Here is a 13,434-nt window from a genome sequence, read left to right as displayed (position 1 = left end):
AGACTGGCTTATTCGGCGTCCTCACGCGCCCAGTCACGGGTGCGGCTGACGGCTTTTTTCCAGCCTTTGTACAACTTCTCTTTCTCGACTTCGTCCAGGCTCGGCTCGAACTCACGCTCGATTACCGCTTTGCCACGCAGTTCATCCAGGCTGCCCCAGAAGCCGCATGCCAGACCGGCCAGATACGCCGCGCCCAGTGCCGTGGTTTCGCGCATTTGCGGGCGCTCTACCTGGGTGCCGAGGATGTCGGCCTGGAACTGCATGAGGAAGTTGTTCGCCACCGCGCCGCCGTCTACGCGCAGGGCTTTGAGGCGTTCGCCGGAGTCCTGTTGCATGGCGTCGAGGACGTCGCGGGTCTGGTAGGCGATCGATTCCAGCGCGGCGCGGATGATGTGATCCACGCGCACGCCGCGAGTCAGGCCGAACAGCGCGCCACGGGCATACGGGTCCCAGTAGGGAGCGCCGAGACCGGTAAAGGCCGGTACCAGGTACACGCCGTTGCTGTCCTTGACCTTGTTGGCGAAGTATTCGGTGTCGTGGGCGTCGTTGATGATTTTCAGCTCATCGCGCAGCCACTGCACAGTCGAACCACCGTTGAACACCGCACCTTCCAGCGCATAAGCAACTTCGCCGCGCGGGCCGCAAGCGATGGTGGTGAGCATGCCGTGCCTGGATTTCACTGCCTTGTCGCCGGTGTTCATCAGCAGGAAGCAGCCGGTGCCATAGGTGTTTTTCGCCTGGCCCGGCTCAACGCACATCTGGCCGAACAACGCCGCTTGCTGGTCACCGGCGATACCGCCGATGGCAATGCCGCTTTTGGTGCGGCCATAGATCTCGGACGAGGCTTTCACTTCCGGGAGCATTTCGCGCGGGATGTCGAGGATCTCCAGCATCTTCGCGTCCCACTCAAGCGAGTGAATGTTGAAGAGCATGGTGCGCGAGGCGTTGGTGTAGTCGGTGACGTGCACCTTGCCGCCAGTGAATTTCCAGATCAGCCAGCTATCGATGGTACCGAACAGCAATTCGCCGTTGCGCGCACGCTCGCGGCTGCCTTCGACGTTGTCGAGGATCCACTTCAATTTGGTGCCGGAGAAGTACGGGTCGGTGACCAGGCCCGTGGTGTCACGGATGTACTCTTCGTGGCCATCGCGCTTGAGCTGCTGGCAGATCTCGGTGCTGCGGCGGCACTGCCAGACGATGGCGTTGTAGACGGGACGGCCGGTGGTCTTGTCCCAGACTACGGTGGTTTCACGCTGGTTGGTGATGCCGATGGCGGCGACCTGATCGTGATGCAGACCGGCCTGGGCCAGCGCTTCGACCATCACTGCGCTCTGGGTGGCGAAGATTTCCATCGGGTCGTGTTCGACCCAACCGGCTTGCGGGTAATGCTGGGCGAATTCGCGCTGCGCGGTGCAAACCACGTTCGCATCGCGGTCGAAAATGATCGCGCGGGAGCTGGTTGTACCCTGATCGAGGGCAATGATGTAGTTCTTATTCTGAATGTCGGTCATGTCGATTGCCTTGGACGAAATAAGGGAGAGTGGGCCGTGGCGCAGGTTCTAAAGGGCAGGAACCTGCGCCGACTGTTTCAAGAAGTTCTTGGTTTGCCGTCAATGGCCGGTTCTGCATCCTTTGTAGCAGGTGTGGCGCCGGTCAGGTGACGGGCGATGAGCCCGCGATACCCGGCAGCGCCGAGGCAGGCACCGACAATCGGTGCAAAAATCGGAATCAGGAAATACGGAATATCACGGCCGCCAGTGAAGGAAATTTCACCCCAGCCCGCAAAGAAAGTCATCAGTTTCGGACCAAAATCACGCGCCGGGTTCATCGCAAAACCGGTCAGCGGGCCCATCGAGCTGCCGATCACCGCAATCAGCAAACCGATCAGCAACGGTGCCATCGGGCCGCGTGGCAGTCCGTTGTTGTCGTCGGTCAGGGCCATGATCACGCCCATCAGGATCGCGGTAATGATCATCTCGACCAGGAACGCCTGGGCGGTCGACAGCACCGGGTTCGGGAATGTCGAGAACACCGACGCCAATTCAAGGCTGGCGGCCGAGCCACGAACCATTTGATGGGTTTGTTCGAAATCGAAGAAAAGGTTGCTGTAAAGCGTGTAAACCAACAGTGCACCGCAGAAGGCGCCGGCAATTTGCGAGAGGATGTAGAACGGCAGTTTGCGCTTTTCGAAGTCGGCGAAGATTGTCAGGGCGATGCTCACGGCAGGGTTCAGGTGCGCGCCGGAAACACCGGCGGTGAGGTAGATCGCCATGCTCACGCCGACGCCCCAGATGATGCTGATTTCCCACAGGCCGAAGCTGGCGCCCGCGACTTTGAGCGCGGCGACACAACCGGTGCCGAAGAAGATCAGGAGTGCAGTACCCAGGAACTCGGCCATGCATTGGCCCGAGAGCGATGGTTGCTGTAAAGCAGTTGTCATTGAAAACCTCGATTTTTGTTGTTGTCTGGCGCGTTGCCAACAGGGCAAGGCGCGATCTTCTCCGAGGCAGGATCCCCATCCTGTTCCCGGTTTACTGCTGGGTGCTGTGGTGACCGCAATTCTTACATTATTCAGATTCGAAAAAATATAGACAAGAAACAAAGCTGTCAAAGGTCGAAAGTGAACTGTCGGTCACAATGTAACTATTCGTGGTGTGAATGATTGCGTGCCGTCGGCGCAGAGATACGTGCTCGGAATACCCGCAGGCCGCGAGAAACGTGGCCTGGAATAGAGCCTTTTGTGATGTGATGGCCTAGAATCCTGCGCAGGAATTTCCTGCCACTGCCGAGCCTGGAGTTGCCATGACCCCTGCGTTGGACCTGTTGAAAAAAGTTCGTGCCGAACATCGCGTGCACAGTTACGAACATGACCCGAAGGCCGCGTCCTATGGGCTGGAGGCCGCAGAGAAGCTTGGCCTCGAGCCTGCGCAGGTGTTCAAGACGCTGCTGGCGGCCAGTGAAAAAGGCGAATTGCTGGTGGCGGTGGTGCCGGTCGTCGGAAGCCTCGACCTCAAGGGCTTGGCCCATGCCGCTGGCGTGAAAAAAGCCGAGATGGCAGACCCGGCGGCGGCTCAGCGCTCCACTGGGTATTTGTTGGGTGGTATCAGCCCTTTGGGGCAGAAAAAGCGCCTGCGCACCTTTATTGATAATTCAGCCCAGGGTTTTGCTTCTATCTATGTCAGCGCCGGTCGGCGAGGGCTGGAGGTCGAACTGGCGCCGACAATACTTGCCGAACACACCCAGGCGAAATTTGCCGATATTGGCCGAGCGTGACATTCACCTGCGCTGTATGAAGAAATTTCGCCGGATCTGTCACTGGCGCCGATTTCATCGTGATTGCATGCTCTGCCGACTGACTTAGGGAGAAGGTTATGCAGCTCGAATTTCATCAGGTCGACGCGTTCAGTGATCGGCCGTTCAGTGGCAATCCGGCAATGGTCTATCGGCTCGATGCGTGGCTCGCCGATGAGTTGATGCAGAAAATCGCCGCCGAACACAATCTGGCGGAAACCGCGTTTATGGTGCGTGAAGGCCAGGCTTGGCATATCCGTTGGTTTACCCCGACCACCGAAGTGCCGTTGTGCGGTCACGCGACGCTGGCCAGCGCTTATGTTCTGTTCGAAATCTACAAGGAAAGTGCTGAACGTATCGACTTCACCTGCAAGTCCGGGCCGCTGAGCGTAAGCCGTGAGGAGGGCCGCCTGTGGCTGGATTTTCCCTCGATTGTGCCGTCGGAGATTGGTGTGACGCTGGATGTCGAGCGTGCGCTGGGTGTCGAGGCGGTGGATGTGCTGGGCTCCAACGAACTGTTCGTGGTGCTTGAATCGGAGCAGGCGGTGCTCGAGTGCACGCCGGACATGGTCGCGTTGGCCAAACTGCCGTGGCTGGGCGCTATCGTCACTGCGCGCGGCAATCAGCACGATTTCGTCTCGCGTTATTTCGCTCCGGCGATTGGCATCAATGAAGACCCGGTGACCGGTTCGACTCATTGCAGCCTGATCCCTTACTGGTCGAAGCGTCTGGGCAAATCGAGCCTGACCGCGTGTCAGCGTTCGGCACGAGGCGGGGAGTTGTTCTGTCGGTTCGAGGGGGAGCGGGTGAAGATTGGCGGGAATGCAACGCTGGTTGCGAGCGGCACATTACTGTTGGGTTGAGAAACGAAAAGATCGCAGCCTCGGCAGCCCTACACTGATCCTGTAGGAGCTGCCGAATGCTGCGATCTTTTAATCTTCAGAGAGCAGTGCTGTAGCGCCGAACGCCGTTTTCCACCGCGGGAATCTGCGCCACCGTGCTACCCGAGGCCTGGAACAACACCAGGTGTTCGGCCGCAACGCGAATGCCTACCTCAGCACCGACATGATGATCGGCGTGGCTCGGGAAAATAGACTCAAGTTGTGCACCGGTCGGCAGTTGCAGGCGATACAGCGTCGAGGCGCCCTGGAACGTCTTGCCGACAATCTGCGCCTTCAGCGCGCTATCCGGTGCATACACGATGTCATCCGGACGCAGCAACACATCCACCGCGCCGCCAATTGGCCAGGTATAAGCCCGATTGCCGCGCAATTCGCCGAGTTCGGTCTGCACCGATTCCGGGCTGGCGAGCTGGCCGCGAATGAAGTAGCCCTGACCGATAAAACTGGCCACAAACTGGGTTGCCGGTTCGTGATACAGGTTGTACGGCGTGTCCCATTGCTCCAGTCGACCTTCCTTGAAAACGCCGACGTGATCGCTCACCGCAAAGGCTTCTTCCTGGTCGTGGGTTACCAGAATTGCGCTGGTGCCACGAGCCTTGAGGATGTCGCGCACTTCGTGGCTGAGCTTGCGTCGCAGTTCGCCATCGAGGTTGGAGAATGGTTCATCAAGCAGCAGCAATTGCGGCTCTGGCGCCAAGGCGCGGGCGAGGGCTACGCGCTGTTGCTGGCCACCGGAGAGCTCGTGCGGGAAGCGCTTGCCGAGGTTTTTCAGGTTGACCAGCTCCAGCAGCTCTTCGGTGACGCGCGTTTTGTTCGGGTGCTTGCGAATGCCAAAGGCAATGTTGTCCGCAACACTCAGGTGCGGAAACAGCGCGTAGTCCTGAAACACCATGCCAATCCGGCGTTTCTCGGGCGCCAGGGTGAAACCGGCGCTGGAAATGGTCTCGCCGCCCAGGGTGATTTCGCCCTCGTGCACCGGTTCGAAACCGGCAATCGCGCGCAGGGTGGTGGTCTTGCCGCAGCCGGACGAGCCGAGCAGGCAACCGATGTCACCGGCGTTGAGGTGCAGATTAAGGTTCTGCACCACACGTTGGTCCTGATAGCCGCAAGCGAGGTTGCGCAGGTTTAGCAGTAATTCATGGCTCATGCGTGGTGATATGCCGGTTCGACGAGGAACTCGAGCAAGGCCTTCTGTGCGTGGAGACGGTTTTCTGCCTGATCCCAAGCGACGGAGCGCGGGTCATCCAGCAGGTCGAGACTGATTTCTTCGCCACGGTGCGCGGGCAGGCAATGCAGGAACAGCACGTCCTCGGCCGCGAGGTCGAGCAGGGCACGGTTGACCTGGAACGGTGCGAACAACTTGAGGCGCTTGGCGGTTTCCTCTTCCTGGCCCATGGAGGTCCAGACGTCGGTGCTCACCAGGTGTGCACCGCGCACGGCATCCTTTGGATCGCGGACAATGGTCACACGATCGCCGGCATTGGCGACGAATTCCGGGTTGGGCTCGTAGCCTTCCGGGCAGGCGATGCGCAACTGGAAGTCGAACTGGATCGCCGCTTCTATATAGCTGTTGCACATGTTGTTGCCGTCGCCGATCCAGGCCACGGTCTTGCCCTGGATCGAGCCACGATGTTCAAGAAAAGTCTGCATGTCGGCCAGCAACTGGCACGGGTGCAGGTCATCGGACAGGCCGTTGATCACCGGTACGCGCGAGTTGGCGGCAAATTCGGTGAGCGTGCTGTGCGCGAACGTACGGATCATCACCGCATCAAGCATGCTCGACATGACGATGGCGCAGTCGCCGATCGGCTCGCCACGGCCCAGTTGCGTGTCGCGCGGCGAAAGAAAGATCGCCTGACCGCCGAGCTGAATCATGCCGGCCTCGAACGAGATCCGGGTGCGGGTCGAGGATTTCTCGAAGATCATCCCCAGCACGCGGTTTTTCAGAGGCTCGAACAGTACGCCGCGGTTACGCAGGTCCTTGAGCTCAACGCCTCGACGGATCACGCTGACCAGCTCTTCGGGCGTGCAATCCATCAGGGAGAGAAAGTGCCTTGCGCTCATCATTGACTACCTTTTGCTACAAACCGCAGATGCTCAAAGCCTTGTTTAACGGAACAACGGGCGAGACCTGCGGCGTAAGCCGCACAGGGGCGACGAAATAGGGGGAGGCGCGATATTGACACTAAATGTCGCGTTTTTCCAATAGGCTACGGTTTTTGCGGGATTCGGAGGGCGGACGGCAAGTTGCAGTCGCGCATTTGAAGCCGGGTTCAGGACAGCAGCGAGCCTCTTTGTACACTGGCCTTGCCGGGCTTGGCAATCTGGCGTGGCGGGTATGGCGCCCCGCAGGTCGGTTTGATACCGGGTGATCGCGCAATCGCTTGGTCGGATGTTCGCGTTGAAACATTTGCTAAAGCAAAGTGCTGAGTTATAAATAGCTTTCGAGCGACGCAGGAAGCCTCCGCATGGAATCGAAAGAACAACTGTTAATGGATTTGCTGGGCCATACGGCTCGCTCCTTGACCCATCTCACCGCGTCAATGACCTCAATGTCCTTCGAACTGCTGCGCAGCGAGGATGAAGTGGTCAAGGCTGCCAGCCGTCAAATGATCGATCGCATGGCGACCATCAGTACCGTGCTCGACGAGCATTGGCGCCTGATCGGCGAACTCACCGGTGTGCACATCGCCCACGAGCAGATCGAAACCATTCAGGAAATCCAGTTGGCGCCGCCACCCACTCTGCCGATCAATTGATCGCGTCGGGCTATCGGCTCGCCTGATGGCCGCCGATTCACAAGACGAACGTCGGTGGCGCCGTTTCGGCACACGGGCCATAGTTTTGTTCCCGCAGGCGTTGTTGCCTGCCCAGAACAAAACAGAGACTGGCCATGACCAAGACTCTTCATCACCGTGCCTGCCACCTGTGTGAAGCCATTTGCGGCTTGACCATCGAGACCACCGAAACCGACGGCGCTGTCGCGATCACGTCGATCAAGGGTGATGCCCTCGACACCTTCAGCCGTGGGCACATCTGCCCCAAGGCCGTGGCCCTGCAAGACATTCAGAACGATCCGGATCGCCTGCGCCAGCCGATGCGGCGGGTTGGCAGCGAATGGCTGCCGATCGAGTGGGACGAGGCGTTTGCGCTGGTGGCCGAGCGTCTGGCGGCGATCCAGGAGCGGCATGGGCAGAATTCGGTGGCCGTGTATCAGGGCAACCCGAGCGTGCACAACTATGGGCTGATGACCCACAGCAATTACTTCCTCGGTCTGTTGAAAACCCGTAACCGGTATTCCGCGACATCGGTCGATCAACTACCCCATCACCTCAGCAGTTACCTGATGTACGGCCACGGCCTGCTGCTGCCGATCCCCGACATCGATCACACCGATTTCATGCTGATCCTGGGCGGCAATCCTCTCGCCTCGAACGGCAGCATCATGACGGTGCCCGACGTCGAAAAACGCCTTAAGGCGATTCAGGCACGCGGCGGCAAAGTGGTGGTGGTCGATCCGCGACGCAGTGAAACGGCGGCCATCGCCGATCAGCATTTGTTCGTGCGTCCCGGGGGCGATGCGGCGTTGTTGTTTGGGTTACTCAACACGTTGTTTAGCGAGGGATTGACCCGCGACAGCCATTTACCAGTGGATGGCCTGGACGAAGTGCGCGCGGCCGTTTCGACGTTTACCGCCGAAGCCATGAGCCCGCTGTGCGCGGTGCCCGCGGAGCAAATCCGCCAATTGGCCCGCGACTTCGCCGCCGCGCCGAGTGCGGTGTGTTATGGACGGATGGGCGTTTCCACCCAGGCGTTCGGCACGTTGTGCCACTGGGTGGTGCAGTTAATCAATCTGGTCACCGGCAATCTGGATCGCGTTGGCGGGGCCCTGTGCACAGAGCCCGCAGTGGATCTGGTGGCGTCGACCTCGGGCGGGCATTTCAACAAATGGCAAAGTCGTGTTTCCGGGCGTCCTGAATATGGCGGCGAATTGCCGGTGTCGGCGCTGGCTGAAGAAATGCTCACTGCAGGCGAAGGGCAGATTCGTGCGCTGATCACCGTGGCCGGCAATCCGGTGCTGTCGACGCCCAATGGACGGCAGCTCGAACAAGCGCTGGACGGTCTGGAGTTCATGGTCAGCATTGACCTGTACATCAACGAAACCACGCGCTATGCCGACCTGATTCTGCCGTCGACTTCGGCGCTGGAGAACGATCACTACGACACCACGTTCAACCTGTTCGCGGTGCGCAACGTCACCCGTTTCAATCGGGCGATCCTCGGCAAACCCGAGGGCGCATTGCATGACTGGGAAATCTTTGTCGGTCTGGCCAAGGCCTTCGCCGAGAAGACCGGCAAGGAACTGAAGCCGACCATGCCGCCGGCGAAGATGATCGACATGGGCCTGCGCATGGGGATGTACGGTGACGCCTCAGAGCAAAAGCTTTCCCTGGCCACTCTTTTCGATCATCCCCACGGTATTGATCTGGGCGCGTTGAAGCCTAACCTGGCCGCGCGCCTGAAAACGCCGAGTCAACGCGTACAGGCTGCGCCACCAGAAATCCTCGCTGACCTGGCACGGTTCGCCGCCTTGCAGGCACCGGCCGCCGATGAACTGTTGATGATCGGTCGCCGGCATGTGCGCAGCAACAATTCGTGGATGCACAACTATCACCGTCTGGTGAAGGGCAAGCCGCGTCACCAGTTACTGATGCACCCGGACGACCTCGCCAGCCGCGGGCTCAATGATGGGCAGCTTGTGCGGGTGAGTTCGCGGGTCGGTCAGATTGAAGTGGAAGTGCTCGGCAGCCTCGACATGATGAAAGGCGTGGTCAGCCTGCCGCACGGTTGGGGGCATGCGCGTCCGGGTGTGCAGATGGCGATTGCCAGCAGTCAACCGGGGTCGAGCGCCAATGACCTGACCGATGAATGTCAGCTCGACGAGTTGTCCGGGAACGCGGCGCTCAATGGTGTGCCGGTGACCGTGGCGGCGGCTTGAGCATGTCTGTCGGGGAGACCGAGCATGGCGCTCGGGATTCCGTTACAATGCGCCACCGTGCCGACCCGTGAGTCGGAAAGTTCAGCCGAGGTGCTCCATGGATATCATCGAAACGATTAAAGAGCAGATTGCCAACAACACCATTCTGCTTTACATGAAAGGCTCGCCGAATGCCCCACAATGTGGCTTTTCCGCGAAAGCTGCACAGGCTGTGATGGCGTGTGGTGAAAAGTTTGCGTACGTGGACATCCTGCAGAACCCGGAAATCCGCGCCAACCTGCCAAAGTACGCCAACTGGCCGACTTTCCCGCAACTGTGGGTCGGCGGTGAACTGGTCGGCGGTAGCGATATCATGACCGAGATGGCTGCAGACGGTTCGTTGCAAACCACCATCAAGACGGCTGTTGAAGCGGCTGCGGCGAACAAGTCCGAAGCCTGATGCCTTGGTTGTAGGAGCAGGGCTTGCTCGCGAAACCGATGACGCGGTGTTTCTGTAAAATCGCGGCGTCTGCATCGCTGGCAAGCCAGGCTCCCACATAGGGCAATAAAAAGCCCCGCACCTCGAAAGAGGGCGGGGCTTTTTAATGTCTTGAGTTTGGCGAGTGTTAAATCACTCTTCGCCCATCTGCGATTGCAGATAGTTCTCAAGACCGACTTTGCCGATCAGGCCCAGTTGGGTTTCCAGCCAGTCGATATGTTCTTCTTCGGATTCGAGGATATCTTCGAGCAGCTCACGGCTGCCAAAGTCGCCAACGGTTTCGCAATGGGCGATTGCGGCTTTCAGGTCAGCATGGCCGGTCTTCTCGATACGCAGGTCGCACTCCAGCATTTCCTGAGTGTGCTCACCGATGTGCAGCTTGCCCAGGTCCTGCACGTTTGGAAGACCTTCGAGGAACAGGATGCGCTTGATCAGCTTGTCGGCGTGCTTCATCTCGTCGATGGATTCTTTGTACTCGTGCTTGCCCAGCTTGTTCAGGCCCCAATCTTCATACATGCGCGCATGCAGGAAGTACTGATTGATCGCGACCAGCTCATTGGCAAGGATCTTGTTGAGATGCTGGATGACTGTAATGTCGCCTTTCATGATCGGAGTCCTGCCCTGTAATAGCTGTATATAAGGCGGAGTTTGAGCTTCGTACTTATAAGTGTCAAACCTAAGTTATTGAATAATATATGAAAATTAATCGGAATAAGAATGTTTGTGTTCCGCGTCTGGAGCCTAAGCGCTTGATTTACAGGCATAAAAAAACCGGACATAAGTCCGGTTCTTTAAAATAGGGGTAGTTATGCAGCAGTAAATTCTACTGGATAAGGAATCGCGGCCTGGGCGGTTTGCAGCTTGGTCAGGGTTTCGCGAACCACTTCCTTGGCAAGGCAGGCACATTTGCCGCACTGGCTGGCGACGCCGGTGGCCTGGCGGACTTCTTTATAGCTGCAGCAACCTTCATAGATCGCTTCGCGGATCTGTCCGTCGGTGACGCCAGTGCAGAGACAAACATACATAAGTGAGAACCGTCGCTGGTTGTGACTCAATTGCGATGGATCTTAATAATAACGAGAATGATTGTCAAAGTGCTTTGCGAGGCCTTTTCACCGAATTAGCCCATGACTGACGAACGGTGATTACTGGCAATCTGCCTGGCCCCGTAAATGCAGCCTTGTGATCGGCAACTGCGAAAAACCGTTAAGGACAGGCGAAAAACGCAGTGTATGATGGTCGGCCCTTGCGAAGGGGGTTCGTGTCACAGGGCTGTCGCCTGAGGGTGGCAGGCTGGCCCGGACCCTGAACTTCAAGTTTCTACACCAGGAGATATCAATGAGCGTACTCGTAGGCAAACAAGCCCCAGACTTCACCGTCCCGGCCGTACTCGGCAATGGCGAGATCGTTGACAGCTTCACCCTGTCCTCGGCCATCAAAGGCAAATACGGCCTGGTGTTCTTCTACCCACTGGACTTCACCTTCGTCTGCCCGTCCGAGCTGATCGCTCTGGACAACCGCATGGCTGACTTCAAGGCACGCAACGTTGAAGTGATCGCTGTGTCGATCGACTCGCACTTCACCCACAACGCCTGGCGCAACACCCCAGTGAACAATGGCGGCATCGGCCAGGTGAAATACACCATGGCTGCCGACATGAAGCACGACATCGCCAAGGCTTACGACGTTGAATCCGAAGGCGGCGTGGCTTTCCGTGGCGCATTCCTGATCGACGACAAAGGCGTTGTCCGCTCGCAGATCATCAACGACCTGCCACTGGGCCGTAACATGGAAGAGCTGATCCGTCTGGTCGACGCTCTGCAATTCCACGAAGAGCACGGCGAAGTCTGCCCTGCCAACTGGAAAAAAGGCGACAAAGGCATGAACGCTTCGCCAGAAGGCGTTGCTGCTTACCTGACCGAGAACGCTGCTGCCCTGTAAGGCGCAACGTTGCGGTACAAAAAAACCGGCCCATGTGGCCGGTTTTTTTCGCGCGGGAGAAAACCGACCAGGATCAGTCGTTGAAGTCTTCCCAGCCGCCCATCTGTTTCCAGCGATTGACGATGCCGCAGAACAGCTCGGCGGTTTTCTCGGTGTCGTAACGCGCGGAGTGCGCCTCACGACCGTCGAAATCGATGTCGGCCGCCTGACAGGCTTTCGCCAGTACGGTTTGGCCGTAAGCCAGACCGGCCAGCGTCGCCGTGTCGAAACTGGAGAACGGGTGGAACGGATTGCGCTTCATGTCCAGTCGCGCAACGGCGGCATTGAGGAAGCCAAGGTCGAAGCTGCTGTTGTGGCCGACCAGAATCGCGCGCTTGCAGCCGTTGGCCTTCAGCGCCTTGCGGATGCCACGGAAGATGTCGGTCAGTGCCGTCTCTTCGCTGACAGCCATGCGCAGCGGGTGGTCCAGCTTGATGCCAGTGAACTCCAGCGCAGCTGCTTCAATGTTGGCGCCTTCGAACGGCTCGACACGGAAGAAGTAGGTGTGATCCGGATAAACGAAACCCTTTTCATCCATGGCGATGGTGGTCGCGGCAATCTCCAGCAACGCATCGGTGGCCGAATTGAAGCCGCCGGTTTCTACGTCGACAACAACCGGCAGGTAGCCGCGAAAGCGTGCTGCCATTGGGTGACGGGAACCGCCGCCGCCACTTTGACCGTCCAGTTCGTCGTCGAAATGGTCTTCACTCACGCGTGTTCCTCCAGCAGGCGCCAGCGCAGTTTTTCACCGGCGCGCAGCGGGATAACGGTCAGCTCGCCAAAGGGCAGGCTGGTTGGGGCGGTCCATTCGTCACGAACCAGGGTGATGCGATTGGTGTTCACCGGCAGGCCATAGAAGCGCGGGCCGTTGAGGCTGGCGAACGCTTCGAGCTTGTCCAGTGCATTGCGTTGTTCAAAGGCTTCGGCATACATCTCGATGGCGGCGTACGCGGTGTAGCAGCCAGCACAGCCGCAAGCGGCTTCCTTGGCGTGCTGGGCGTGCGGCGCCGAGTCGGTGCCGAGGAAGAACTTCGCGTTGCCGCTGGTGGCAGCATCGAGAAGGGCTTCCTGATGAGTGTTGCGCTTGAGGATCGGCAGGCAGTAGAAGTGCGGCCGAATCCCGCCCACCAGCATGTGGTTGCGGTTGTACAGCAGGTGATGCGCGGTGATGGTCGCGCCAACGTTGGCCGGGGCCTCGTTGACGAACTGCACGGCATCGGCGGTGGTGATGTGTTCGAAAACAACCTTGAGCGTCGGGAAACGCTCGACCACGCGACGCATGTGCTCATCGATGAAGATTTTTTCGCGGTCGAACACGTCGACATCGCCACGGGTGACTTCGCCGTGAATCAACAACGGCATCCCGACTTCGGCCATGGCCTCGATTGCCGGGAAGATCTTGTCGATGCTGGTGACGCCAGAATCCGAATTGGTGGTGGCGCCGGCCGGGTACAGCTTGGCGGCGTGCACGAAACCGCTGGCCTTGGCCTCGCGAATTTCTTCAGGCTGGGTGCGGTCGGTAAGGTACAGCACCATCAACGGCTCAAAGCGACTGCCGGCCGGGCGGGCAGCGAGAATCCGCTGGCGATAGCCGTCGGCTTCAGCGGCGTTGCGCACCGGTGGTACCAGGTTGGGCATGATGATGGCGCGACCAAACGTGCGCGCAACATCGGCAACGGTATTGGTCAACACGGCACCATCGCGAAGATGAATATGCCAGTCGTCGGGACGCAGCAGGGTCAGGCGGTCGGACATGAGGGGATTCCAGGCGGGTCAAACTGAGG

14 protein-coding genes are annotated in these 13,434 nt (G+C 58.9%); 6 read left to right on the top strand and 8 right to left on the bottom strand.

The window, feature by feature from the left end:
- Positions 1-8 precede the first annotated feature (8 nt).
- Both glpK and IEQ42_RS10225 read right to left on the bottom strand, forming a co-directional pair.
- The gene (glpK, locus tag IEQ42_RS10230; RefSeq protein ID WP_210703428.1) at positions 9-1,511 is read right to left on the bottom strand and encodes a glycerol kinase GlpK; all 1,503 of its coding nucleotides are present in this window, start codon (positions 1,509-1,511) and stop codon (positions 9-11) included.
- Positions 1,512-1,588: 77 nt separating this feature from the next.
- Positions 1,589-2,440, bottom strand: coding sequence for an MIP/aquaporin family protein (locus tag IEQ42_RS10225; protein ID WP_210703427.1), 852 nt, complete (start codon positions 2,438-2,440; stop codon positions 1,589-1,591).
- 362 nt (positions 2,441-2,802) lie between these two features.
- Between IEQ42_RS10225 and ybaK the strand changes: the two genes are divergently transcribed.
- Together ybaK and IEQ42_RS10215 are read left to right on the top strand one after the other, a co-directional pair.
- Positions 2,803-3,273: a Cys-tRNA(Pro) deacylase gene (gene ybaK, locus IEQ42_RS10220; RefSeq protein WP_042560747.1), complete on the top strand. Its 471-nt coding sequence runs from the start codon at positions 2,803-2,805 to the stop codon at positions 3,271-3,273.
- 98 nt (positions 3,274-3,371) lie between these two features.
- Positions 3,372-4,154: a PhzF family phenazine biosynthesis protein gene (locus tag IEQ42_RS10215; RefSeq protein WP_210703426.1), complete on the top strand. Its 783-nt coding sequence runs from the start codon at positions 3,372-3,374 to the stop codon at positions 4,152-4,154.
- 76 nt (positions 4,155-4,230) lie between these two features.
- On the opposite strand, the gene IEQ42_RS10210 is transcribed toward IEQ42_RS10215, so the two are convergent.
- Positions 4,231-5,340, bottom strand: a complete 1,110-nt coding sequence (locus IEQ42_RS10210; RefSeq protein ID WP_210703425.1) for an ABC transporter ATP-binding protein — start codon at positions 5,338-5,340, stop codon at positions 4,231-4,233.
- Positions 5,337-6,257, bottom strand: a complete 921-nt coding sequence (gene argF, locus IEQ42_RS10205; RefSeq protein WP_042560744.1) for an ornithine carbamoyltransferase — start codon at positions 6,255-6,257, stop codon at positions 5,337-5,339. The genes IEQ42_RS10210 and argF overlap by 4 nt, the downstream gene beginning before the upstream one ends.
- A gap of 404 nt (positions 6,258-6,661) precedes the next feature.
- Between argF and IEQ42_RS10200 the strand changes: the two genes are divergently transcribed.
- From IEQ42_RS10200 to grxD, 3 genes are all read left to right on the top strand, one after another.
- Entirely contained in the window at positions 6,662-6,952 is a 291-nt protein-coding gene (locus tag IEQ42_RS10200) for a hypothetical protein (protein ID WP_210703424.1), read from the top strand.
- Between the two features lie 134 nt (positions 6,953-7,086).
- On the top strand, positions 7,087-9,192 hold the full coding sequence (locus IEQ42_RS10195) for a molybdopterin oxidoreductase family protein (protein ID WP_115147781.1): 2,106 nt from the start codon (positions 7,087-7,089) through the stop codon (positions 9,190-9,192).
- A gap of 97 nt (positions 9,193-9,289) precedes the next feature.
- Entirely contained in the window at positions 9,290-9,631 is a 342-nt protein-coding gene (gene grxD, locus IEQ42_RS10190; RefSeq protein WP_150592783.1) for a Grx4 family monothiol glutaredoxin, read from the top strand.
- 171 nt (positions 9,632-9,802) lie between these two features.
- Here grxD and bfr read toward each other — a convergent pair whose 3' ends face one another.
- Positions 9,803-10,276: a bacterioferritin gene (gene bfr / locus IEQ42_RS10185; RefSeq protein WP_042560739.1), complete on the bottom strand. Its 474-nt coding sequence runs from the start codon at positions 10,274-10,276 to the stop codon at positions 9,803-9,805.
- A gap of 200 nt (positions 10,277-10,476) precedes the next feature.
- On the bottom strand, positions 10,477-10,695 hold the full coding sequence (locus IEQ42_RS10180) for a bacterioferritin-associated ferredoxin (protein ID WP_003227725.1): 219 nt from the start codon (positions 10,693-10,695) through the stop codon (positions 10,477-10,479).
- A 313-nt stretch (positions 10,696-11,008) separates the two neighbouring features.
- Here IEQ42_RS10180 and IEQ42_RS10175 point away from each other — a divergent pair, with 313 nt between their 5' ends.
- A complete protein-coding gene (locus IEQ42_RS10175) occupies positions 11,009-11,611 on the top strand; it encodes a peroxiredoxin (protein ID WP_003227723.1) in 603 nt (200 codons plus the stop codon).
- Between the two features lie 73 nt (positions 11,612-11,684).
- Here IEQ42_RS10175 and rnt read toward each other — a convergent pair whose 3' ends face one another.
- Together rnt and pyrC are read right to left on the bottom strand one after the other, a co-directional pair.
- Positions 11,685-12,362, bottom strand: a complete 678-nt coding sequence (rnt, locus tag IEQ42_RS10170) for a ribonuclease T (RefSeq protein WP_042560738.1) — start codon at positions 12,360-12,362, stop codon at positions 11,685-11,687.
- Positions 12,359-13,405, bottom strand: a complete 1,047-nt coding sequence (gene pyrC, locus IEQ42_RS10165; RefSeq protein WP_210703423.1) for a dihydroorotase — start codon at positions 13,403-13,405, stop codon at positions 12,359-12,361. The genes rnt and pyrC overlap by 4 nt, the downstream gene beginning before the upstream one ends.
- Positions 13,406-13,434 lie beyond the last annotated feature (29 nt).

The sequence above is a fragment of the Pseudomonas iridis genome, from assembly GCF_017980685.1.
Lineage (GTDB): Bacteria > Pseudomonadota > Gammaproteobacteria > Pseudomonadales > Pseudomonadaceae > Aquipseudomonas > Aquipseudomonas iridis.
Note: the sequence above shows the minus strand (reverse complement) of the source record. Positions and strands in the feature narration are given on the sequence as shown.

Excerpts from the sequence above, each read along its gene's own strand:
- glpK (WP_210703428.1), bottom strand. The coding sequence starts at position 1,511 with ATGACCGACATTCAGAATAAGAACTACATCATTGCCCTCGATCAGGGT.
- IEQ42_RS10225 (WP_210703427.1), bottom strand. The coding sequence starts at position 2,440 with ATGACAACTGCTTTACAGCAACCATCGCTCTCGGGCCAATGCATGGCC.
- ybaK (WP_042560747.1), top strand. The coding sequence starts at position 2,803 with ATGACCCCTGCGTTGGACCTGTTGAAAAAAGTTCGTGCCGAACATCGC.
- IEQ42_RS10215 (WP_210703426.1), top strand. The coding sequence starts at position 3,372 with ATGCAGCTCGAATTTCATCAGGTCGACGCGTTCAGTGATCGGCCGTTC.
- IEQ42_RS10210 (WP_210703425.1), bottom strand. The coding sequence starts at position 5,340 with ATGAGCCATGAATTACTGCTAAACCTGCGCAACCTCGCTTGCGGCTAT.
- argF (WP_042560744.1), bottom strand. The coding sequence starts at position 6,257 with ATGAGCGCAAGGCACTTTCTCTCCCTGATGGATTGCACGCCCGAAGAG.
- IEQ42_RS10200 (WP_210703424.1), top strand. The coding sequence starts at position 6,662 with ATGGAATCGAAAGAACAACTGTTAATGGATTTGCTGGGCCATACGGCT.
- IEQ42_RS10195 (WP_115147781.1), top strand. The coding sequence starts at position 7,087 with ATGACCAAGACTCTTCATCACCGTGCCTGCCACCTGTGTGAAGCCATT.
- grxD (WP_150592783.1), top strand. The coding sequence starts at position 9,290 with ATGGATATCATCGAAACGATTAAAGAGCAGATTGCCAACAACACCATT.
- bfr (WP_042560739.1), bottom strand. The coding sequence starts at position 10,276 with ATGAAAGGCGACATTACAGTCATCCAGCATCTCAACAAGATCCTTGCC.
- IEQ42_RS10180 (WP_003227725.1), bottom strand. The coding sequence starts at position 10,695 with ATGTATGTTTGTCTCTGCACTGGCGTCACCGACGGACAGATCCGCGAA.
- IEQ42_RS10175 (WP_003227723.1), top strand. The coding sequence starts at position 11,009 with ATGAGCGTACTCGTAGGCAAACAAGCCCCAGACTTCACCGTCCCGGCC.
- pyrC (WP_210703423.1), bottom strand. The coding sequence starts at position 13,405 with ATGTCCGACCGCCTGACCCTGCTGCGTCCCGACGACTGGCATATTCAT.